Source organism: Bacillus sp. HMA207 (genome assembly GCF_003402455.1).
Taxonomy (GTDB): domain Bacteria; phylum Bacillota; class Bacilli; order Bacillales; family Bacillaceae_G; genus Bacillus_A; species Bacillus_A cereus.
This window is the reverse complement of record NZ_BEZT01000001.1, coordinates 132,946-155,676: the sequence shown is the minus strand read 5'-3', so window position 1 is coordinate 155,676 and position 22,731 is coordinate 132,946. Positions and strand designations below refer to the sequence as shown.

Below are 22,731 nucleotides of genomic sequence, written 5' to 3'. Positions count from 1 at the left end.
ACATGAAATTATATGAGCGATTCTGCAACTTATATCGGCGATTTCCCAAATATATCGACTTACCGACAAGAAACGACAAATATAGGCTCCACTTAACTTCCCATTGCTTTTTTGTTGCTTTATATACCTTAGTACCTTTATATTTTATATTGTTGAATATTTAAAAAAGGGTAAGGGGAAAAACAAATGAGAAAAAAAGTCATGATGTCTTTAATGTTAATGACGTTTCTTTCTGCGGTAGAAGGAACGATTGTTAGTACAGCAATCCCTCGTATAACGAGTGATTTGTCAGGCGTCGAACTTGTTAGTTGGGTATATGCAATTTATATGCTTGCAACAGCTGTTTCGACTCCAATATACGGAAAGCTCGCTGATTTATTTGGCCGTAAAAAAGTTTTACTGATCGGAGCTACAATCTTTTTAGTCGGTTCTGCACTTTGCGGAGTCGTTACATCGATGGAACAATTAATCTTCTTCCGCGCGCTTCAAGGTATCGGTGCTGGTGCTGTTATGCCAATCACAATGACGATTATTGGCGACTTATATAGCGAAGCGAAAGACCGCGCGAAAGCACAAGGTTGGATGAGTGCCGTTTGGGGTGTATCCGGTGTTATCGGACCGTTAGTAGGTGGATTTTTAGTTGATTCCCTTTCTTGGCGCTATATTTTCTTCCTAAACGTTCCATTCGGAATTATCGCTTGCTTAATGATTGCAATTTACTACAAAGAATCTATTAAACCTGCTAAGCATCATATCGATTATCTTGGTGCAACAGTCTTCTCATTAAGTACAATCGCTCTACTATATGCATTATTAACAGGTAGCAGTAAGCAAAACTGGGGAGACATGACAATTATCGGCCTATTAATCTTTGCCGCTATTTCATTTATTATTTTCTTATTCATCGAGAAGAAATCTCCGGAACCATTAATTCCGCTATCACTTTTCTCTAACCGTACATTATCTACGATAAATATATTAACTCTTATTGCTGGCGCAATGATTATTAGTATTACAATGTACCTTCCAATTTGGAGCCAAGGTGTATTAGGGAAAAACGCTACAGAAGCTGGACTTATTTTAATGCCAATTCCTGTTATGTGGACATTTGGCGCTATTTTCTCTGGTAACTTAGTAGGCAAATTAAAAACGAAACAAATCATTTTACTTGGAGCTAGCATTTTATCAGTCGCTACGTTCTTATTATTTACACTATCAACAAATTCACCATCGTTCCTTATTTATGTAGCAGTCGGATTATTCGGCTTAGGCATGGGGCTTGTGACACCGATTTACATGGTAACAATTCAAGCAGCCGTACCAGCTCATACACGCGGAACAGCTGTTGGTTTAAACACATTTATTAATACATTTAGTCAAACGTTAGGTGCTGCAATATTCGGTACAATCTTCAATACGATGATTCACGCACGTGGTATTAAAAATCTTGATCTTGTATCTGGTGGACATGGCGGTACTACAGCAAACGTAGTAACCGAATCGCAATCTGCATTAGCATCAAGCGTACACGTCATTTATATGAGCACTTTCGTATTAGCAGTATTTACATTAATTATCGCTTGGCTCTTATTAAAGCCAGCTACACAAACAAGTGAGCAACAATAAAAAGGATGACCATTTTGGTCATCCTTTTTTATTTTTCATTCTCCACAATATGTTTCAGCATGGATAATTTATTATCCCAAAAACGTTCATAATACGAGAGCCATTGTTGTAATTCTTCTAATGGTTCTGGATGCAAACGATATATCTTCTCTCTTCCGCTTTTTCTTCCACTTACTAAATTCGCTTCTGAAAGAATATGAAGGTGCTTTACAACCGCAGTACGACTCATCGGAAAATGATCCGTTATTTTGGAAATCGGTAACTCTTTGTCACTTAATAACCGTATTACTTCTCGGCGGGTTGGATCAGCAATTGCTTGAAATACATCATATTTCGCTGCTGACGAGGACACTTAGCCTTCGACAACCTTTTTCAGTTTTTCATTTACAATCGCTACCCAACCACCGCTCATTCTATCGCGAATAATAGAGCTCTTCGCATTTGCTTTCGGAAGAATTTCATCAGGATGTTTCCAGCCGCCGTGAATTAACGTAAATTCTGTTTTGTTATCTCCTAAGTCTTTCAAATCAAATGAAACAACCCAGCCATCTGTATCCCATGAGAAAGATAAATGGTTTGGTTCATCAATTTCTAATACTTTACATGGTGATGGCCCAAATGGTGATTGCACATGAAATTCATGTCCTACCTCTAATACAAAATCATTTGGCATAAACCATGACGCAATCCCTTCTGCAGTTGATACTACACTCCATACCTTTTGAATAGACGCGTTAAAAACGATTGTTTGTTTAATATCATTTAATGTATTTTGTTGTTCCATTTTCATTCTCCTTTACTCGGCGTTATAACATAACACCTTTTGGTTATACTTTGATAATATAACACCTTTTAGTTTCATGTCAACGCTAATCCTTTTACTGTTGAGAAATTCTCAACATTTTTTCAACAGGACAAACACCCTCTTAGCATTTCCTCATAATATACTCACAAAGGCAATACAAAATAAAAACTTCTCTCAACATGAAACTCCATCATTCATATTGAAAGAAGCGCCTTACTTATATCATGCGTACTTCGTCTCTCCTCCTTCCCTCAAGGGACAATACGCGAGATATGACAAAGTCAGAAGGAATATGCCCACCATTTGAGTAGGTAGTTATTTCTCTTCTCCTCAACATTTCCTCAGGAGCGAAATGACTACCGACTCACTTTTTTCAAACAAAAATAAAAAGGGGATGAAAGCGATGTTCTATTGCATTAACTGCTCTGATATTCATCATGAAAAACATCCAAATGATAAAGTATTCAAAAACGGTTTTTATATTGATCCATTTTTAGGTGATCGTTATCACCTTGGTATGTGTAAAGATGCCCAAAACCATGAAACAGGGGAGCCTCTTTTAACGACAAAGAAATTAGGCACAACCCAATCTATTATGAACGTATTACCGACACATGTTGTCCCAACATAAAACATAAAAAAGAGCTGGGTGAGCCAGCTCTTTTTTATGCTTTATAAACGATCATTGCTGAAAAACAATAAATTTGGTTTTCATCGTCGTTAATAGAAACACCAACTTGATACTTAATATCTACAAAGTTGCTATCATCAATCTTTTTCAAAAACACATTCACAGCGTCTTCTAAGTCTTTTTCGTGACTTTCATCAAAAACTTTCACACGAATCATGTTAACACCATCCTAGATCGCAGCCCTCCGCCGCTTGATTATTGCCACGGTGCGTATCTATGATGCGATAAAACTTTCCATTCTCATATATATATCCGTCTTCTAACACATATTTTTTATCTTCAGTATAGACATAAAACTTACCTATCATAAATTTACTCGTATATAATTCCAAATAATTTGGTCTAAATTTAGCTACAACTTTATTTGTAATATCAATTTTTATTGTGCGCCCCACCTTCTCTCCCTCCTTTGCAAAGAACGGATTTAGGTATATTGTATTAGCGCTTTTACATTTTATGCTTAAAAATAAGTGGATATGCCTTCTTTCTTCACCTGTACTATTTTTCTAAAAAAATCACTATAAATAAAACCCGAAAAAATACAAAAAAAGCACTTTATCTTATTGACTCGAATATAAATATTATGTTATTATATAAAATTTGACATTTTTACATACGTATGTTATCATTAAAAGTGGTTACCACATATGGAGGTGGATGATTTGTTTCAAATTGGTGATAAAATCGTTTATCCAATGCACGGTGCAGGAATCATCGAAGCAATTGAAGAGAAAGAAATATTAGGTACTTCACGTCAATATTGTGTGATACGCATCATTAGTAAAGATATGCAAGTAATGCTTCCGATGGATCAATTAAAAAAATCAGGTATTCGTTATATCGTTGATCGAGGTACGTTAGATGATATACTTCTTGAATTTCAAAACGGGGAGTCAGACACATCACTCTCATGGAAACAAAGATATACAATGAATATGGAAAAAATGAAAAACGGCAATTTACAAGATAGCGCAGAAGTTGTTCGGGATTTACTTCGCCGCAATAAAGAGAGAACTTTAAATGCGAGTGAAAAACAAATGCTAGATAACGCCCGAAAAATGATGATCAGTGAAGTTGCACTCGTACAAAATGTTTCTGAACATCAAGCAACAGAATTTCTTCAAGATACAATTAATCACTAAATTTAAAATAGCTGGCCGCTATTTTTTTTTTTTAAAAAAAGGACGAAGAGTTTTATCTCTTCGTCCTTTTATATTACCCACGCCCAGCTTGAAACGATGGATATAACGTCATTCCACCATCTGCAAATAGCGTAATTCCGGTTACGTAACTCGCCTCTGATGAAGCAAGCCAAGTTGCTACTGCTGCGATTTCTTCAGGTTTTCCAATGTAGCCCATAGGTATCATACTTTCTACGTCAGCACGTTTTTTAGGATCAGCAAACTTTTCTGCATTGATTGGCGTATTAATTGCACCTGGTCCTATATTATTTACTCGAATACCTTTTGGCGCATACTCTAGCGCTAACGTTTCTGTCATCAGTTTAATACCACCCTTACTTGCTGCATAGTGCACAAATAGTGGCCACGGAATTTTCTCATGAACACTAGACATATTAATGACTGATCCTTTAATATCATGTTCTACAAAATATTTAATCGCTTCACGACTTCCTAAAAAAGCACCTGTTAAATTTGTATTAATTACCCTATTCCAATCTTCAAGCGGCATTTCATGCGACGGTACCGCGTTTTCTATCCCTGCATTATTAATCATAACGTCAAGCGTACCAAACTCTTTCACAGCAGATTGAATGAGATTCACAACATCCGATTCGACGGTTACATCACCTTTTACAGCAATCGCTTCGCCGCCTACCTTTTTAATTTCTTCTAACACATCATTCGCTTCTGATTCTCGTGAGCGATAATTAATAACCACTTTCGCTTTTTCCTTAGCAAACCTCACTCCCATCGCTCTTCCGAGACCAGTTGCTGATCCTGTAATAACGACAACTTTCCCTGCTAAATCACTATACATTTCCATACCTCCTTTAACTTTTGGCTATACCTAACATAATTCCGGCTGCGATAATAAAAACAATACCGACAACGATACCCGTTAATTGACGTTTCGTTTTCTTTTCACCTAATATAAGGATCCCACCAAGCGTGGAAATAATAATTCCCATTTGCGATAGCGAGAAACTTGTTGCTACTCCAACACGCGGCTGCGAAATGAATAAAAACATATTTCCAGCTGCCCAAATTAATCCTGGAATAATATTTCGAATTGCATATTTATTAAATGGATGATGTTTAAAGGTAAGCAAAATCCCACCTAACACCATACCAACTGCTTGTGGCAACAAAGCTGACCAACCATCTACGTTAAATAGTCTAATCACTACTACGTAAACTAAATAGCCGACTGTTGAAATTAATAAAATTACGATACCTCTTTTAAAGTTTGCTGCTTGCTCTGCATTCTTTTCTTCTTCACTTTGAAGCGATGTTAAAATAACACCGATAATAATACAAACGAGCGCTAAAATCCCAAGGACGACCGATATTGTCGTGGACCATTCATGAAATACGATAACGCCAAATAAAGTCGTCGCGACTAATTGAAGTCCTGTTGAAATTGGCATCGTCCTCGAAACACCCATTAAATCAATACTTTTCAATTGATTTGCCTGACCAAGCGCCCAAAATAAACCTGACACAACTCCAACTCCGATAACGGTAGGTGTTAATACTGGCTTCATAAAAATATAAACAACAATTGAGAAAATAAGTGCTCCAAACGTTGTTCCGAGCGTTTGACTATACGGTCCCCCGCCCAGTTTTACATTAAATAGCACAATACTTCCCCAAAATATAGCTGGTAAAATCGCTAAAAATATATCCATCACTCATTACCTTTCTTTACTAAATGCATAGGTTATCACTCTAAGTCATTAGAGTGAGCTTTTATTTTTTCTTTTTCCCGTTCACAAACTTTTTCTGCAATAGCGTCAGAAACATTCTTTTCTCGCTCCACTTTCTTTATCTTTACGTGATCTAAATGGTCTTCCAAAGTAAGCGTAACTTTATCGTTCGGGGGATTATGCGCTCCTTGAAATGTAAGAAATTGTAGCTTCACTTCATACCTAGGAACAAATTCATCTTTCTTGCCGAGACGCTTTATATTTATGACTGAAGCACATTCATATTGATCTTCTGTCACTTGTCTAATAACTGAATAGTACCTATTTGATAATGCACTCTCTAAAAACTGTTCTCTTGATTCTTTCGCGAAAGAATCACTTGGAGAAGAGAAAAAAGACGCACATAGCATTGTCATAACTACACATATTTTTTTCATAATTCCCTCCTTGTTCTATAGATTAGTGTTCTCAAAACTGCCATAAAAAAACGACTTTCCCTATATAGGAAAGTCGTTTTAATGAATCCAATATTAACCACCGCTCACTGGTGGGATTAGTGCAACAACATCACCAGATTGGACCTTGTCATCTTCATTTGCATATTCTTCATTAATCGCAACCATAATTGGCTCTGAAACTGGTACATTATATTCGTTCGCAACAACATCTTTTAACTGTGCAACCGTAATATTTTCTTTCTCTATTTGTAATTCACTTGTCCCTGCTTCTTCTTGCAAGTGCGCAAATAACAATACTCGAATCATACTTATAGCTCCTTCCCAGGCTCTCCCGCCGGATATGGTGTTTTTTCTAATTGATCACCAATCCATGAGTCACCATCTTCCCAAAACTCCTTTTTCCAAATCGGAACAATTTGTTTTATGCGTTCCATAATATATTCGTTCGCTTCATAAGCCGCTTTACGGTGTGGTGTTGAAACAGCAACAACAACCGCTATATCAGAAATTTGCAACGTACCGATGCGATGTGTAATCGCAACATATGTACCCGGCCATTTCTCTTTCACTTCCAGGCCGATTTTCTCTAGCATCTTTTCTGCCATCGTTTTATAAGCGACATATTCTAAGTATAATGTACGACGCCCTTTCGTAAACTCTCTAACCGTTCCAATAAATGTTGTAACAGCACCGCATTCACGTCGAATTACTTTCTTCGTTACCTCTTCAATCGAGATTTCTGTATCAATTACTTCATAATATGTATTTGTCATTTCGCACTCCTAACCGTTTGTAAAAACCAGTCTATGTACAACTCTTCTTCTGTTATATGAAATACTTTATATTCTTCTCGTATATTTACTGGGACATCATACCACGTAATAACCGCCACTATATTTTCTACTTTATGTAAAAGCTCAGCATCTTCCGCAGAACGAAGTAACACTACTTTCGGGTAGTTCTCTTTTTTATAGCCCTCTATTAAAATTGTATCCACTTTAAAAAACTCATATAAGCGAATAATTTCTTGCAAGGACCATTTCTTTCTTAGTGAAGAAAGTGAAAGTAATCCAGCACCTTCTACACTACTTACGACAGCACCAGCTTTACGGTGTCTTTCGCTATCTTTTTGCGCTACTTCTGGAAAACCTCCGTGCCCGTGATGTTTAATTGTAGCAACTTTCATTTCGCTTTCGGCTAATGCATGCACAATTTTCTCTACAAGTGTCGTTTTTCCGCTATTTTGATACCCTACTATTTGTAAGATTGAAGGGGCTTCGCCCATGGCCACTCACATCCCTCAGAGTGCTCTAACAATAATACGGATACTTTCATTCCGGTCTCAAATCCTCTCGTTCCTCCGGGTAACACGATAAAAGCATTCGCATCTGCAAGTGAAGATACCGCACTCGATTTATCTAAACCAACCGGCATCGCTTGTAACGCCCCATCCACAATTGTTACGTTCGCTCTTACGAAACGAGTAAATGGATTTGGCTTCGGAAAATCTTTTTGTAAAATAGCATCCGCTCTATATACGTGAGGTTCCTTCGCATACAAATACGTTTTTATAATTGGATGCACAAATAATTCAAAGCCTACATAACAAGCAGACGGATTTCCTGATAAACCAAAGAGTAACTTTCCATCAACTTCAGCTACTGTCGTTACACTTCCGGGCCTCATGGCTATCTTATTAAAGAGTACATTTGCCTGTAATCTTTCATAAATAGCTGGTAAGTAGTCATAATCTCCTACTGATACACCGCCTGTTGTAATTAAAATGTCGACCTCATCGATCGCTGATTGAACAGCTGTAAAACATGCATCTAACTCATCCGCGAGTTGACCATAATAACGAACTTTCCCGCCAGCTTTCATAATTTGAGCTGCGATCATATACGAGTTACTATTTCTAATTTTCCCCGGTTCTAACGGCTCATGTACTTCTAATAATTCACTTCCTGTCGTTACAATACCGACAACAGGCTGTTTTACAACTTTCACCGTGCTATATCCAAACGTTGCTAGTAAGGCCGCAACACCTGGATTAATTGCAACACCTTTCTTAACGAGAACTTGATTTTGTTTTATATCTTCTCCTTTAAACGACACATTGTCACCGTTATTAAAAGGGCGTTTTAACTTCATATATGTTTTCCCGTTCTTCTCAAACCCTTCTGTCAGCTCTAGCATTACGACTGCATTACATTCTTCTGGAATAGCTGCTCCTGTCATAATACGAATCGCTTTAAAAGCTCCTACTTCTTCTAAAAAAACAGAACCCGCCCCGATTTCTCCTATTACTTCAAATTCAATTGGATTCTCTTGAGTTGCTCCTTTCGTATCTTCTGCTCGAATGGCGAAACCATCGTAAGGGGAACGATCAAAATGAGGAACGTCATGATCTGAGACAACATCTTCCCCGAGAATTCTCCCGTAACTTTCCGTAATAGAAATTTCTTCTACTTCACCATGCTTCGCATATTTCATTACCCGTTCTACTGCCTTAGCAACTTGAATTGGAATTCGTTTTTCTACCATCGTTTCTCACCTCATATTTGCAATTTTTTTTATCTCGATTAAACTTTATATATTCAATAGAAATTACTTCAAGGAGGAATTCCATGTCTTCATTTACACATTTCAATGACCAAGGACGCGCAAAAATGGTTGATATAAGCGACAAAAAAGCAACCGTTCGAACAGCAATTGCGTGCTCTAGCATTGTCGTTACGAAAGAAATTTACGATAAAATCTCTCACAATGAAATTGGGAAAGGTGACGTATTAGCAGTTGCGCAAATCGCAGGCATTATGGCCGCGAAACGTACTTCTGATATTATCCCAATGTGCCATCCTTTATTATTAAAAGGTGTTGACGTTTCTTTCGATTGGAAACAATCAGAAGAACAATATCGTTTACTCATTGAAGTAAAAGTTAAAACAGAAGGTAGCACCGGTGTTGAAATGGAAGCTTTAACAGCTGCTTCCGCTACCGCTCTTACTGTGTATGATATGTGTAAAGCTGTCGATAAAGGTATGATTATCGGCGAAACGTACTTACTTGAAAAAACAGGTGGAAAAAGTGGAGATTATACGAGAAATTCATAATCCTCTCTCCGTTGAGCCTAAAGGGTTTCCTTTAGGTTCAACCTATATATCTTGCATATAAACTTTTCGCTACATTCATATCATTCGTCCCATGAATGAACGCCCTGCCATCTGTAAATAAAACAAAACGATATTCTTCTACCGGAAATGATAATAAATAAGGTGTCGCCTTTATCTCTACGCTTCTTTGTAAGCGTTTTTTAATTTCTTCTAAATTAAAATTCTTCCGCACACCCGGGCGAATTTGTACTGTATTCCGCCCACATAACACTTCTGTTTTCGTTTGTCCTTCAAATGTTAAACTCGGATATGTACGTAACCTTCCGCAAGATAAACAAGTATCTTTTTTCTGCCTATTCACTTTAAATGCCATCTGTTGATTATTCCAAAGATCAAACGATAACATCGTTTCACGAAGCGCACCAAAGTCTTCTACTAATATTTTCAGCGCTTCCGTAATTTGATGCGCAACTACTAATTGTACTGCCGGTTGTATAATACCAGCTGTGTCACATGTTGCACCACTCGCTGGATGCTCCATTAAACAGCGAAAACACGGTGTTTTCCCTGGTAAAATTGTATACGTTACTCCGTAGCTTCCGACACACCCACCATATATCCACGGAATATTATACTTTTGTGAAATATCATTAATAAGAAGACGCGTTTCAAAATTATCTGTCGCATCTAATATTAAATCTACATCATTCACTAATTCTTCCATTTCTTGCACCGTTACATCCGTCACAACAGGAGTTATTTCCACCTCAGAATTAATCGCTCTTAAATGCTCTGCTGCCGCTACCGCCTTCGGTTTATACTGCTTTGCATCTTCTTCTGTATATAGTTGTTGTCTTTGTAAATTACTCCATTCTACATAATCACGGTCAGCAATCGTTACTTTTCCAACACCTGCTCTAACAATCGCTTCTGCATTTGCCGCACCGAGAGCACCAGCACCAATAATAAGCACATGCTTCTCTCTTATTTTTCTCTGTCCTTCTTCTCCAACACCAGAAAATAATATTTGTCTTGAATATCGCTCCTGCATGCGATAGCCCCCTTTCTTATCCTCCTATATAAGACATTTCGATTTTCGGACGATTTTTTGCACTTTCTTCTGTTCGTTCATCCGAATACCTATCTTTTCTATTCATCCATACATCTTGTATAACACTTAATAACTCCTCATCCGAAAGATTTCCTCTAAGAAGTTCTCTTACATCCAAACCCTCTGTCGCAAATAAGCACGTATAAAACTTTCCATCTGCCGAAATTCTCGCCCTTGTACAAGAGACACAAAATGACTCAGAAACAGATGTAATAAAACCAACTTCAACATTTGTTCCAACGTACCGATATCGCTTCGCAACTTCACCAAAGTAATGCGCTTCGGCTGGCTCAAGTGGATACATCTTATGAATCATCTCAATCAATTCTCGTTTTGTAACGACTTGATCAAAATTCCACCCATTTGTACTACCAACATCCATAAACTCAATAAACCGAAGCGTGATTCCTTGCTCTTTAAAATACGCAGCCATCGGAAGTACTTGATGATCGTTCATCCCTTTTTTTACAACCATATTTACCTTTACTTCCAGCCCCGCCTCTTTAGCTGCTATAATTCCCTTAATTACCGGTTTTGTATTAATATTTCGACCATTAATATTCTTAAATATGTCGTCATCTATTGCATCTAAACTAACATTCACTCTATGTAATCCAGCTTCTTTTAATGCCTTCGCTTGTTTCGTTAAATGTACAGCATTTGTCGTTAACCCTATATCTATTAGCCCATCAATTTTCACAAGACGTGCAATAAGTTTTGTTAAATCTTTACGAAGTAGTGGCTCACCGCCAGTAATTCTAATTTTTCGTACACCGATGTTAACAAATAATTTTGCCAAACGCTCAATTTCATCAAAGGTTAGTAAAAACTCATCTTTCAAAAAAGCATAATCTGGCCCAAATATTTCCGCCGGCATACAATATGTACATCTAAAATTGCAACGATCAATGACAGATATACGTAAATCTTGAAGTGGGCGTCCAAAAAAATCTTTAACCATCTCCTGCATCGCCACCCTCCCTTTCTGCCAAATTTCTTTCTTTTCATTCTATTATAATATATTTTCGAACTGCGATGTTTTTGCTCAAGAGAATAAAGTGAAACTTTAAATAATTAGAGGGGAGCCACTCCCCTGGTTAACGAGGTTTACTTACAAATACAAAGATAAAAAAACCTTGAAACATAAAAGTTTCAAGGTTTTCTGCTTATTAACTTAATCTAATAATAGTTAGGGTAGCCCCTGGCGTTGCTGTAGATAATGTAGCTACTGCAACTACTCCAAATAACTGTAAGCTAACAGCAGCTCCAGCAGGCAAGTTAGCAATTATTGTTGCACTAAATGAACCAGTAGCCACTGTCGGGGCATTTATCGTTCCCGCAAGCGGACTGCCATTTACAGTTATACGAGAACTTACAAGTAAACCTGCCGTTAAATTAATTGTATAGGCTATATAATAGTTTCCTGCATTCGCAACTGTAAATACAGTATTTCCACCACTAACGGTTATTCCTGGGCCAATATTTTGATTGTTCGGTAACGGTACGTTCGTACCCCCTAATAAAACGGAAATAGCGGTTCCTGATGTATTATTCGCAAACGCATACGTTGCAGTTGTACTAACTCCAGTCGCCCCGGTCGCTCCAGTGGCTCCAGCTCCGGTTGGACCTGTATCTCCAGTTGGACCTTGTGAACCGGTTGCTCCTGTAGCTCCCGTTGGACCTTGAATTCCTTGCGAGCCTTGAATTCCTTGTGGACCTGTCGCTCCGGTTGCTCCTGTAGCTCCCGTTGGACCTTGAATTCCTTGCGGGCCTTGAATTCCTTGTGGACCTTGAATTCCTTGTGGACCTTGAATTCCTTGTGGACCTGTCGCTCCGGTTGCTCCTGTAACTCCCGTTGGACCTTGAATTCCTTGCGGGCCTTGAATTCCTTGTGGACCTTGAATCCCTTGTGGACCTGTCGCTCCGGTTACTCCTGTAGCTCCCGTTGGACCTTGAATTCCTTGCGGGCCTTGAATTCCTTGTGGGCCTTGTGGGCCGGTCGGACCTATGTCACCTTGCGGACCTTGGATTCCCTGTGGGCCTTGTGCTCCGGTTGCCCCCGTCGTTCCTTGGATTCCTTGAGGACCTTGTGGACCTTGAATTCCTTGTGGGCCGGTTGGACCTATGTCGCCTTGTGGGCCTTGAATTCCTTGGGGACCTTGTGCTCCAGTTGCCCCCGTTACTCCTTGTATTCCTTGTGGACCTTGAATACCCTGTGGACCGGTTGGACCTATCTCTCCTTGAACACCTTGGATTCCTTGTGGACCCTGTAAACCCGTCACTCCGGTTGCTCCCGTTGCTCCTGTTGCTCCTGTCACTCCAGTTGAGCCTGTCGCCCCGGTATCTCCTGTTACTCCTGTCGCACCTGTTGCTCCTGTCGGGCCAGGTGGTCCACCTGATGGACCTGTCACTCCTGCCGGACCTGATGGCCCCGTTGGGCCGGTCGGTCCTGCTGGGCCTCCTGACGGGCCTGTCACCCCTGTTGGACCGGTTACTCCTGTTGGACCGGTTGATCCTTCTCCCGTCGCTCCGGTTGATCCCGTTTCTCCTGTTGCTCCCGTCGGACCTTGCACTCCTTGAATTCCTTGTGGTCCCTGCACTCCTTGTGCTCCTGTTGCTCCTTGAATCCCTTGTATACCTTGCACTCCTTGTGCGCCCATCGGACCTGTTGGACCAATCGCCCCTTGTATACCTTGCACTCCTTGGGGCCCCTCTGGACCTGTTGCTCCTATTTCCCCTTGTATCCCTTGAATTCCAGTTGCTCCTTGTGCTCCTGTTGCTCCCGTTATCCCTTGCACACCTTGTATTCCCTGTATTCCTTGTGGACCTTGTGGGCCTGTTGCTCCTACCGGTCCTTGAATGCCTTGTATCCCTTGAGGACCCTCAGGACCCGTTGCTCCAACTGGCCCTGGCACACCTTGTATTCCTTGCGGGCCCTGAAGTCCCTCTGGGCCTTCTGGACCTGTTGGACCTATCTCTCCTTGTATCCCTTGGATTCCAGTTGGACCTTGTGGCCCAGTCGGACCTATGTCACCTTGCGGACCTTGGATTCCCTGTGGGCCTTGTGCTCCTGTTCCCCCTGTCGCTCCTTGGATTCCTTGAGAACCTTGTGGGCCTTGAATTCCTTGTGGGCCTGTTGGACCTATGTCGCCTTGTGGGCCTTGAATCCCTTGCGGACCTTGATCTCCAGTGGCCCCCGTTACTCCTTGAATTCCTTGGGGACCTTGAACACCTTGGGGACCCGTCGGACCTATCTCTCCCTGCACACCTTGGATTCCTTGCGGACCTTGTAAACCCGTCACTCCGGTTGCTCCCGTTTCTCCTGTCGCTCCTGTCACTCCAGTTGAGCCCGTCGCCCCGGTATCCCCTGTTACTCCTGTCGCCCCAGTTGCTCCTGTCGGGCCAGGTGGTCCACCAGATGGACCAGTCACTCCCGCCGGACCTGATGGCCCCGTTGGGCCGGTCGGTCCTGCTGGTCCTCCAGATGGTCCTGTTACCCCTGTCGGACCAGTTACTCCTGTTGGGCCTGTAGTGCCTTCTCCTGTCGCCCCAGTTGCTCCCGTATCTCCTGTTGCACCCGTCGGACCTTGAATTCCTTGTATTCCTTGAGCACCTTGCACTCCTTGTGCACCTGTTGGGCCTTGAATCCCTTGTATTCCTTGCACTCCTTGTGCGCCCATTGGACCTGTTGGACCAATCGCCCCTTGAGCACCTTGCACTCCTTGGGGACCCTCTGGACCCGTTGCTCCTATTTCTCCTTGTATACCTTGAATTCCAGTTGCTCCTTGTACTCCTGTTGCTCCCGTTATCCCTTGCACACCTTGAATTCCCTGAATTCCTTGGGGACCTTGTGAGCCTGTTGCTCCTACCGATCCTTGAATTCCTTGTATCCCCTGTGGCCCCTCTGGACCCGTTGCTCCAGCTGGCCCCGGTACTCCTTGTATTCCTTGCGGGCCCTGAAGTCCCTCTGGGCCTTCTGGACCTGTTGGTCCTATATCGCCCATTGGACCTTGTATCCCTTGAACTCCTTGTGGTCCTGTTGCTCCTGATGGCCCTGGTACTCCTTGTATTCCTTGTGGACCTTGATCTCCTGTTGCTCCTGTGGCCCCTTGAGGACCTATAGCCCCCTGTATCCCTTGCGGACCTTGATCTCCTGTTGCTCCCGTTATCCCTTGAATACCTTGAACTCCTTGAATTCCTTGTTCACCAGTTACTCCCGTCGGACCAGGAATACCTTGAATCCCCTGCGGTCCTTCTGAACCTGTTGGGCCAATTGGCCCTTGAATTCCTTGTATTCCTTGCAAGCCCTGTGCTCCCGTACTTCCAGTCGGACCTGTAGTTCCCGTTGCTCCTGTTACCCCTGTACTTCCTGTAGCCCCAGTACTCCCCGTTGCTCCAGTCGCACCTGTACTTCCACTCGGTCCGCCACCCGGACCTGTCGCACCAGTTGGCCCTGTCGGACCAGGAGGTCCTCCAGATGGTCCAGTTATTCCAGTTGGACCTGTTATTCCAGTCGGTCCTGTTATTCCTTGACCAGTTGCTCCAGTCGCTCCGGTTGCACCTGTATTTCCACTCGGTCCTTGTATCCCTTGTGCTCCTTGTATTCCTTGTGGACCAGTTGCACCCGGTAACCCTTGGACGCCTTGAATTCCTTGAGGTCCCTCAGGTCCCGTCGCTCCAATTGGCCCCTGTAATCCCTGTATCCCCTGTATACCTTGTGCCCCAGTCGCTCCCGTTGGACCAATCGGACCTTGTAACCCTTGCACACCTTGAGGTCCTGTCGCTCCAGTTTCTCCTTGTGGTCCTCTCAATCCTTGTGGCCCCTGCTGTCCTTCTGGTCCAGTTGCACCTATTGGCCCAACTGATCCTTGTATCCCTTGCACACCTTGAGGTCCTGTCGGGCCCATCTCCCCCATCGGACCTTGTAATCCTCTTGGTCCTTGAGGTCCTGTTGGGCCTTGTGGACCAGTTGGACCAGTAATCCCTATACCTGTAAATCCAGTTGGAACAGGGGGGAAAGTAGGCCCAATAAGTTCGGGTGGAATTCTAAAATTAGAGCTTAACGAATTTTGCTTCCGATTATTATCACGATTCTTCACACTTTCACCACCTACAAACCGTCTTTTTCATAATAAATAAGCCTCTTCTTAATCTATTTACAAAAATAATTTCCAAGACTATTTTTATTTTAAATAATAAAAACTCCCTTAATGCCTTAAGGGAGTCCTGCAATTGAATCCATATTATCTGTATTAGGGACAGCTTGTGCTATACCCGATGCATTTACACTTTGCCCCATATTTGTTCCTGTTACAGTACCAGCAGGAGTGCCTCTTGTATATGTTGTTGTGACAGAATCTCCTGGTTGTAAACAAAGCTTTGTCTCCGTCCCTATTACTGTAACAACATCAATCCAAGTGCATCCCATCGAACCACTATATGATTTCGAAGCAGTAAATGAAGTATCACTCAAATTATCACCGGTAAATATATTTCCAGTATTATTAACAATAACAAATTCTTTTATATGCGCAGGCATAATTACACTCTACCTTTCCTTTATGAACCTAACGTACGTGTACTTGTTGCCAAAGGCGGAAGAAATACCGATGTTCTAATCACCGCTTCTGGCTGCCTTTTTCCATTTAAAAAAATAGCCGCACTCGATCCTCCAGCACCTGCATATACTTTTGCCACAGCTAAAGGCGAGATATCATAACAGTCACCGACATTAACAGCGCCTGTATTATTAATAATTTTCACTTTACGCAAATTAATTCCCATTTCCCCCTCCTCCTTTTTTATACTGTATGCAAAAGAAAAAAACTTGAAACAGACTCGTTTCAAGTTTTTAACTATTAACTATTTCGTTTCACCTTCATATTGAAGCATACCGCCAACCATGTTCACTGTTTTAAACCCTTGCTCATTTAAATAATGACATACATTTTCACTGCGCATTCCTGAACGACAAATAAAGATATATTCATTCTCTTTATTAAAGAAATCTACTTTATGTGGGATATCGCCCATTTTAATATGTACAGCTTCTGGAATCTTTCCTGCCGCTACTTCTTCATCTTCTCTTACGTCTACTAGAAATAACGTTTCTCCATTTTCTAAACGCTCTTGTACCTCTTCTGTAGTAATTGTTTTAACTTCTGTCATATGTAGTTCCTCCTTATATACAATAAAACCTTTAGTTTCTTTTTCACAAACATTCTCTACCAATTTTAGCACGCAAAAGAAAGAACGCAAAGAATCGAAAAACTATTTCTCAATTTTCTCGCAAAACTTATTCTTTACAAACATAACTCTTGCATTGTATCCTCAATATACTTGTCTTATGAAAGGAGCCAATGAAAATGACACTTTCCCTTTTCATAATGGGCATCATTTTCTTAATCGCTGCAATTATTACTCTTAGTATGAAAAATACTAAAAAAATAAAATCACCCCAAGAAATGTCATTCTTATTTCTATTGCTTAGTATCGCATTCTTCGGTATAGCAATTGCCACATATATTTTCCGTCTACAAATCATGTGAAAAAAGGTGCCTACTACAAACATTGCACCTTTTCCCCATCATTTGTCTTCTAAACAAAACTAGATACTTTCCGATTTAAAAATTCATAAACTTTCTTTTCAAATAAATGAATATCAAATGCTCCCGCCATATGCCCATTTATACTTTCTATCTCATACACTTCCGCATACTTCCCTTGTTTTTGCAAAATATCTACCATTTTATAGTTGTAACGAGACGGCTGAAGCAAATCTTGTTTACATGGAATCATAAGTACATTCGCTTCTATGTTAGAAAGAGATTCTTCTAGTGAAGAAAACCCATGTGCAATATCATGCAATAAAACTGCCTTCGCAGTATACATCCATGAATTTGCATCTACTAACTCTATACTTGTATATGTCGCTTTATTTATTTCTTTTTCAAATGATGTTAGTGTAGAAAACTTTTCATAAGGTTCTACCTCTATACTGTTACGAGGAAATGCCATTTCATAAAAATACTCATCAAACGCGTTCATAAACATCATTCTATTTGCTAAATGAAGCCCCTTTATCGGCTGCTCTTCTCCATATTTTCCATCTTTCCAACTTGGATCCAGTTGAATTGCTTCAATCGCATTTTGCGCTACATTTACTGACGTAATAATTGGATTTTGTGGGTTCGTAATAACGCCAATCATCCGCTCTACCATATGTGGATAGTGAACCGCCCATTGTTGTGCAATCATTCCCCCTGCCGACGGTCCAATTACAGCGTGTAACCTTGAAATTCCCATACCTTTTATTAACTCATATTGCATACGAGCTACATCAAGAAATGTAAAAACCGGAAAATCCATAGCATATTCTTCTCCAGTTTCTGGATTAATCGATTTCGGTCCTGTTGTAATCACATATGGATTTCTCACCTGCACATTACAAAGATTATCTGTACATATAACAAAATACTTATTTGTATCAATTGCTTTTCCAGCTCCAATGAGCCCATCCCACCAACCAGACTCCTCATCATGCACTGTATATTTTCCTGCCGCATGACTTGTTGCACTAAAATAATGACAAACCAAAATCACATTTGACCTTTCTCTATTTAAAGTGCCATATGTCTCGTATCCCATTTGAACAGGAATTTCCCTGCCATTTTCAAACGTAAACTCTTTTAAAACAAACTTCTCCTTTTTTACAATTTGCACAGACTCTTCCTCTCCCCGTTATAGTATGAACTGCTTACTAAAGATTTTTTTCTATGCAAACTAATCTCCTTCTTCTTTTCATAAATAAATGAATAATATACAAAATTAGCCACAAAATAGCACTATATTACAAGATTAAAGAGGGCATACACATGATTTGGAATTGGCTACGTAAGAAAAAAAAATCAAATAAACTAGAAGCAAACGAAACAGATAATCAGGAGCAGCATTCTAACAATGCAGAGGATGATAACAAAGAACAGACTAGAAGTATGAAACATAATAAAGGTAAAAAGAACGAGCAAAAAGATTCGTCTCAGGATAAGCAACAAAACCCTAAACAAGGTGATTCGTCTCAGGATAAGCAGCAAAGTGCTAAACAAGAGGCCCCTTCTCAGGATAAGCAACAAAACCCTAAACAAGAGGATTCGTCTCAAGATAAACAACAAAGTGCTAAACAAGGTGATTCGTCTCAAGATAAACAACAAAGTGCTAAACAAGGTGATTCGTCTCAAGATAAACAACAAAACGCTAAGCAAGGTGAACCTTCTCAAAGTAAGCAACAAAGCTCTGGAGGTAATAGTATTTATGACTTTACAAAACCAGAAAAAGATCGTATTCATTCTTTACAAAATTTAATAGAGAAGCTGAAAAAATCTAGTGATTTTGTGAATTATCATACATCCGACGATGAAACGATGCCTTATTGGATTTCTTACTATCGTCCTTCGCTTGATGGAGAGAAATTACAAAAATATTTAATGCCTACTCTTTTGGAACGACCTAATGCTTCACTAGAAGAGCTGAAAGAACATATTCCAATGAGCGGCATTACAATTACAAACGACTTACAGAAAATTGAGGATATGGTTTTAAAGGGGCATGCGATTATTCAATTGAATCAGCAAGATCAAAAATGTATGCTTGCAAACATTGCAATTGATAATTATCGTGCACCAACCCCTCCTTTAAACGAATCAACTGTTATTGGTCCGCAAGAAGGTTTCGTAGAGGATATTGATACAAACATTAATTTAGTTCGAAAACGTCTTCCTGTTTTAGATTTACAAACAAAAGAAATGATTATTGGCGAGTTTTCAAAAACAAAAGTTGTCATGATGTATTTAGACAACCTCGCTGAAAAAGAGAATATAGATTTTCTCGACGAGTCATTACGCGCTCTTGAATATGATCAAATTAATGATAGTGCTTATTTACAAGAATTAATGGGTGAAAAATCGATTTTCCCTCTCTATATCAATACAGAACGTACTGATAGAGTTACAAAAGCACTAATTGATGGAAAAATCGCTATTTTTGTTGATGGTTCTCCAAGTGTTTTACTAACACCTGTATCCTATTTCGATTTTTTCATTTCACCAGAAGACTATAACGTCTCCTGGATGTACGCTACATTTTCAAGGATTTTACGCCTTATCGCCGTTCTATTCTCGATATGTGCTACACCGTTATACGTTGCAGTTTTAAATTATCATTATGAACTTATTCCGAGTGATTTACTTGAAACTTTGATTTTATCAAGGGCACAAGTACCATTCCCACCTTTAATTGAAGCGCTCTTTCTAGAACTCGCAATCGATTTATTAAGAGAAGCCGGGGCGAGGTTACCGATGAAAGTTGGGCAAACACTCGGTATTGTAGGCGGTATCGTAATCGGGCAAGCATCTGTACAAGCTGGGTTAACGAGTAATATTTTATTAATTATCGTTGCACTATCAGCACTCGCTTCTTTTATTACACCTATTTATAAAATGGGTAATGCTGTTCGATTACTACGTTTCCCGTTTCTAGCATTCGCGGAAATAGGGGGGCTTTTCGGTATCTCTCTTGGGTTTATCTTTTTATTTACCCATCTATTTAGACTTACTTCCTTACGTAAACCGTACGCTTTGTTTTATCCGACAAGACAACAATCTGTTAAAGACTCTTGGATTCGTTTCCCGTTAACAATGATCGATACAAGAGATGTACAAGCAAGACCACAACATGTAAAAAAAGCTGCTAAAGGAATTTCAACAAAACATAGATCAGACTTTGATGATTAAGAGATGAGGTGCATTGATGAGTAAAGTTCAAGAAAAATATCAAATATCTCCTATCTTTGTTTTCTTCTTAATTCACGGTGCACAGTTTGGAGCTGGCGTTCTCGGATTTGCTCGAATCACCGCAAAGGCCGCTGGATACGACGGCTGGATCGGCGTTCTAATCACAGGCATCGTTATCCATGTTCTTATGTGGATGATGTATTTTTTATTAAGGGAAACAAACGGGAATTTAATTGATTTACAACGACAAACCTTTGGAAAGTGGATAGGGAACGTCTTTAATATCATCTTTGCAACTTATTTTTTAATCGTCAGTATTTCGGTTATTCGAACATACGTTGAAATTATTCAAGTATGGATGTTCCCAACTGCCTCCACCTTTATGTTAACACTCTTTTTGTGCCTAGTTAGCTATTACATCATTTCTTCTGGATTTCGTGTCATTACAGGCATTTGCGTCATCTCTGTTGGTGGTACACTAGGGTATTTATTTCTAAGCTTATTCGTTTTGAAATACTCACATTGGGAAAATTTATTACCCATTTTCACACATTCTTTTTCAGATATTTTAAAATCCGCTCAAGTGTCAATCTACAGTATGACTGGTTTTGAGATTTACCTCATGGTGTATCCATTTGTGAAAAAGCCTATGCAATCTCATAAATACGCTCAGCTTGGAGCACTATTTTCAAATCTTCTATATTTATTTAGCACTCTTTTAGCCTTTTCGTTTTTTAGTGAAAAACAATTGCTAAAAACGATATGGGCCCAACTTTCTATGACCCAAGTTGTTCAATTACCATTCATAGAAAGGCTAGAATATATCGCAATTTCAGCTTATGCCCTCGTTATCATTACAAGTTTTATTCTACCTTTGTGGGCGGCAACGAGAGCAACGCACGAAATATTCCGTGTAAAACAAAGAGGTGTTTTAATCGCTTTTATGTTTATCACCCTCATTGTTTCACAACTTCTAACAAACAGACACGATATTAATAATTTTATTAGTAATGCATCAAAAGGAAGCTTTTGGCTCATTTATGTATACATCCCAATTCTATTTATTATTGTGTGGGTGAAAAGAAAATGGAAAAAATCAAAAGAAAATTAATACTTATCTCTTGTATAGCACTCTTTAGTCTAACTGGATGTTTACAAAAAAATATTATCGATGACGTACACCTTATCCAAGGAACTGTCTTCGATGTAGCAAAAGATAATAAAATAAAGGTAACATTTGTTTGTCCTATTCAGCAAAAAGGAAACAAAGTTCAAGTTTTTGAAGGAACAGCAAATGCGGTAAAACAAGTAAAAGCTGACACATCTTTAGAGTCTTCTCAACCATTTGCTAGCGGGCAAATGCGGGTTGCTCTATTTACCACCCGAATTGCTAAGAAAGGAATGGTTGCTTCCTTCGATACATTAATTCGTGATGTAAACATCGGGAATGCCTTATATGTTGCTTTACTTGAAGGTAATGGTACTGAACTTTTAAAAGGAAAGTACACGACTTCATCCAACGTTGCAATTTATATAAAAAAAATGCTAGAACATAATATGGAGACCGGTCCTTTACCAACAGATAATCTGCATATAGGAGCATTCCGTTATTATCAAGAAGGGCAAGACTACTATATTCCAATTTTAAAGAAACATGGTGATAAAATAAAAATAACGGGAATTGGTCTTTTTAAAAAGGATAAATATGTTGGTAAAATTGCAGAAAAAGATATGTTTATATTCAAAGGACTTTTAGAAAAACATAAGTTAGATTCACATGAATTTAAAGCAGATCCTGGGTACGTAATGATTAATAATATTCGTTCTGTTCCAACATACGATATAAAAATAAAAAATGGTAAGCCTTCCTTTTCCATACATGTTAAACTTGAGGCTCGTATTCAAGAAGTATCGAAACAGATTAACTTAGAGAATGCTAAGAATACAAAAAAGATTGAGAAGGTCGTTCAAAAACAATTGGAGACACAAGGTAAGAAATTAATTAAGCATTTTAAATCTCTAGATGTCGACCCTCTTGGGCTAGGAGCTAAATATAAGCAACATTATCGCCCATTCAAATTAGAAGAGTGGAAACAAATGTACAAAGATGTTCCCGTTACTATAAAATATACCGTTGACATTACAAATTCTGGTGTAATTGAATGAGAAATGATTGAACTCCTCTCTCCAGCATGATACAACGGAGAGAGGAGTTTTTATTTTAGATAGAGAGAGAAGATATTTATGGG

General features: G+C 39.6%; 26 protein-coding genes. 8 read left to right on the top strand and 18 right to left on the bottom strand.

The genetic code is table 11. From position 1 onward, the window contains the following. The first annotated feature begins 186 nt into the window (after window positions 1-186). Window positions 187-1,626, top strand: a complete 1,440-nt coding sequence (locus HMAS_RS00965; protein ID WP_006924902.1) for an MDR family MFS transporter — start codon at window positions 187-189, stop codon at window positions 1,624-1,626. 28 nt (window positions 1,627-1,654) lie between these two features. Here HMAS_RS00965 and HMAS_RS00960 read toward each other — a convergent pair whose 3' ends face one another. Together HMAS_RS00960 and HMAS_RS00955 are read right to left on the bottom strand one after the other, a co-directional pair. Further along, window positions 1,655-1,978 (bottom strand): ArsR/SmtB family transcription factor, encoded by a 324-nt coding sequence (locus HMAS_RS00960; RefSeq protein ID WP_006924901.1) that lies wholly within the window; start codon window positions 1,976-1,978, stop codon window positions 1,655-1,657. Continuing rightward, window positions 1,979-2,410, bottom strand: a complete 432-nt coding sequence (locus HMAS_RS00955; RefSeq protein WP_000437765.1) for an SRPBCC family protein — start codon at window positions 2,408-2,410, stop codon at window positions 1,979-1,981. A 424-nt stretch (window positions 2,411-2,834) separates the two neighbouring features. Between HMAS_RS00955 and HMAS_RS00945 the strand changes: the two genes are divergently transcribed. Beyond that, window positions 2,835-3,062 carry a DUF3973 domain-containing protein gene (locus tag HMAS_RS00945; protein WP_000498989.1) on the top strand — a complete coding sequence of 76 codons (228 nt, stop codon included), beginning with the start codon at window positions 2,835-2,837 and terminating at the stop codon, window positions 3,060-3,062. A gap of 34 nt (window positions 3,063-3,096) precedes the next feature. Here HMAS_RS00945 and HMAS_RS00940 read toward each other — a convergent pair whose 3' ends face one another. Further along, the gene (locus tag HMAS_RS00940; RefSeq protein ID WP_000621751.1) at window positions 3,097-3,279 is read right to left on the bottom strand and encodes a sporulation protein Cse60; all 183 of its coding nucleotides are present in this window, start codon (window positions 3,277-3,279) and stop codon (window positions 3,097-3,099) included. A 1-nt stretch (window position 3,280) separates the two neighbouring features. Beyond that, the gene (locus HMAS_RS00935; protein WP_000533804.1) at window positions 3,281-3,517 is read right to left on the bottom strand and encodes a DUF2553 family protein; all 237 of its coding nucleotides are present in this window, start codon (window positions 3,515-3,517) and stop codon (window positions 3,281-3,283) included. Window positions 3,518-3,769: 252 nt separating this feature from the next. Between HMAS_RS00935 and HMAS_RS00930 the strand changes: the two genes are divergently transcribed. Beyond that, entirely contained in the window at window positions 3,770-4,264 is a 495-nt protein-coding gene (locus HMAS_RS00930; protein ID WP_000451445.1) for a CarD family transcriptional regulator, read from the top strand. Between the two features lie 73 nt (window positions 4,265-4,337). Here the strand turns inward: HMAS_RS00930 and HMAS_RS00925 are convergent, their stop codons facing one another. The 7 genes from HMAS_RS00925 to glp form a co-directional block, all read right to left on the bottom strand. Beyond that, complete coding sequence (locus HMAS_RS00925; RefSeq protein ID WP_000286673.1) at window positions 4,338-5,123, bottom strand: glucose 1-dehydrogenase; 786 nt, start codon at window positions 5,121-5,123, stop codon at window positions 4,338-4,340. A gap of 13 nt (window positions 5,124-5,136) precedes the next feature. Beyond that, window positions 5,137-5,994, bottom strand: a complete 858-nt coding sequence (gene glcU / locus HMAS_RS00920) for a glucose uptake protein GlcU (RefSeq protein ID WP_000350861.1) — start codon at window positions 5,992-5,994, stop codon at window positions 5,137-5,139. A 35-nt stretch (window positions 5,995-6,029) separates the two neighbouring features. Further along, window positions 6,030-6,449, bottom strand: a complete 420-nt coding sequence (locus HMAS_RS00915) for a DUF3888 domain-containing protein (RefSeq protein ID WP_044306782.1) — start codon at window positions 6,447-6,449, stop codon at window positions 6,030-6,032. A 93-nt stretch (window positions 6,450-6,542) separates the two neighbouring features. Further along, complete coding sequence (gene moaD / locus HMAS_RS00910; RefSeq protein ID WP_000621777.1) at window positions 6,543-6,776, bottom strand: molybdopterin converting factor subunit 1; 234 nt, start codon at window positions 6,774-6,776, stop codon at window positions 6,543-6,545. 2 nt (window positions 6,777-6,778) lie between these two features. Continuing rightward, window positions 6,779-7,243, bottom strand: coding sequence for a molybdopterin synthase catalytic subunit MoaE (gene moaE / locus HMAS_RS00905; protein WP_000185943.1), 465 nt, complete (start codon window positions 7,241-7,243; stop codon window positions 6,779-6,781). After that, window positions 7,240-7,755 (bottom strand): molybdopterin-guanine dinucleotide biosynthesis protein B, encoded by a 516-nt coding sequence (mobB, locus tag HMAS_RS00900; protein WP_000503325.1) that lies wholly within the window; start codon window positions 7,753-7,755, stop codon window positions 7,240-7,242. Before mobB ends, moaE begins: the two co-directional genes overlap by 4 nt. Further along, complete coding sequence (gene glp / locus HMAS_RS00895; protein WP_044306783.1) at window positions 7,725-9,014, bottom strand: gephyrin-like molybdotransferase Glp; 1,290 nt, start codon at window positions 9,012-9,014, stop codon at window positions 7,725-7,727. Before glp ends, mobB begins: the two co-directional genes overlap by 31 nt. A gap of 83 nt (window positions 9,015-9,097) precedes the next feature. On the opposite strand from glp, the gene moaC reads away from it, so the two are divergent. Then, entirely contained in the window at window positions 9,098-9,583 is a 486-nt protein-coding gene (gene moaC, locus HMAS_RS00890; RefSeq protein WP_000094146.1) for a cyclic pyranopterin monophosphate synthase MoaC, read from the top strand. A 37-nt stretch (window positions 9,584-9,620) separates the two neighbouring features. On the opposite strand, the gene HMAS_RS00885 is transcribed toward moaC, so the two are convergent. The 6 genes from HMAS_RS00885 to HMAS_RS00855 form a co-directional block, all read right to left on the bottom strand. Continuing rightward, a complete protein-coding gene (locus HMAS_RS00885) occupies window positions 9,621-10,634 on the bottom strand; it encodes a molybdopterin-synthase adenylyltransferase MoeB (RefSeq protein ID WP_001158105.1) in 1,014 nt (337 codons plus the stop codon). Between the two features lie 16 nt (window positions 10,635-10,650). Further along, window positions 10,651-11,664 (bottom strand): GTP 3',8-cyclase MoaA, encoded by a 1,014-nt coding sequence (gene moaA, locus HMAS_RS00880; protein WP_001157114.1) that lies wholly within the window; start codon window positions 11,662-11,664, stop codon window positions 10,651-10,653. Between the two features lie 199 nt (window positions 11,665-11,863). After that, a complete protein-coding gene (locus tag HMAS_RS00870) occupies window positions 11,864-15,793 on the bottom strand; it encodes a BclA-related collagen-like exosporium protein (RefSeq protein WP_116344668.1) in 3,930 nt (1,309 codons plus the stop codon). Between the two features lie 116 nt (window positions 15,794-15,909). Further along, window positions 15,910-16,233, bottom strand: a complete 324-nt coding sequence (locus HMAS_RS00865) for a hypothetical protein (RefSeq protein ID WP_001110852.1) — start codon at window positions 16,231-16,233, stop codon at window positions 15,910-15,912. 20 nt (window positions 16,234-16,253) lie between these two features. Beyond that, on the bottom strand, window positions 16,254-16,478 hold the full coding sequence (locus HMAS_RS00860; RefSeq protein WP_000512463.1) for a spore germination protein: 225 nt from the start codon (window positions 16,476-16,478) through the stop codon (window positions 16,254-16,256). A 78-nt stretch (window positions 16,479-16,556) separates the two neighbouring features. Continuing rightward, a complete protein-coding gene (locus HMAS_RS00855) occupies window positions 16,557-16,862 on the bottom strand; it encodes a rhodanese-like domain-containing protein (RefSeq protein WP_000141207.1) in 306 nt (101 codons plus the stop codon). Window positions 16,863-17,059: 197 nt separating this feature from the next. Between HMAS_RS00855 and HMAS_RS00850 the strand changes: the two genes are divergently transcribed. Beyond that, window positions 17,060-17,242, top strand: coding sequence for a hypothetical protein (locus tag HMAS_RS00850; protein ID WP_000175905.1), 183 nt, complete (start codon window positions 17,060-17,062; stop codon window positions 17,240-17,242). 49 nt (window positions 17,243-17,291) lie between these two features. Here the strand turns inward: HMAS_RS00850 and HMAS_RS00845 are convergent, their stop codons facing one another. Beyond that, a complete protein-coding gene (locus tag HMAS_RS00845; protein WP_006924874.1) occupies window positions 17,292-18,416 on the bottom strand; it encodes an alpha/beta fold hydrolase in 1,125 nt (374 codons plus the stop codon). A 152-nt stretch (window positions 18,417-18,568) separates the two neighbouring features. Between HMAS_RS00845 and HMAS_RS00840 the strand changes: the two genes are divergently transcribed. Genes HMAS_RS00840 through HMAS_RS00830 form a run of 3 tightly spaced genes read left to right on the top strand, consistent with a single transcriptional unit; the run spans window position 18,569 to window position 22,648 of the window. Then, window positions 18,569-20,482 carry a spore germination protein gene (locus tag HMAS_RS00840; RefSeq protein WP_116344667.1) on the top strand — a complete coding sequence of 638 codons (1,914 nt, stop codon included), beginning with the start codon at window positions 18,569-18,571 and terminating at the stop codon, window positions 20,480-20,482. Between the two features lie 16 nt (window positions 20,483-20,498). Then, a complete protein-coding gene (locus tag HMAS_RS00835; protein WP_000049068.1) occupies window positions 20,499-21,593 on the top strand; it encodes a spore germination protein in 1,095 nt (364 codons plus the stop codon). Beyond that, a complete protein-coding gene (locus tag HMAS_RS00830) occupies window positions 21,569-22,648 on the top strand; it encodes a Ger(x)C family spore germination protein (protein WP_000411372.1) in 1,080 nt (359 codons plus the stop codon). The genes HMAS_RS00835 and HMAS_RS00830 overlap by 25 nt, the downstream gene beginning before the upstream one ends. Window positions 22,649-22,731: the final 83 nt, after the last annotated feature.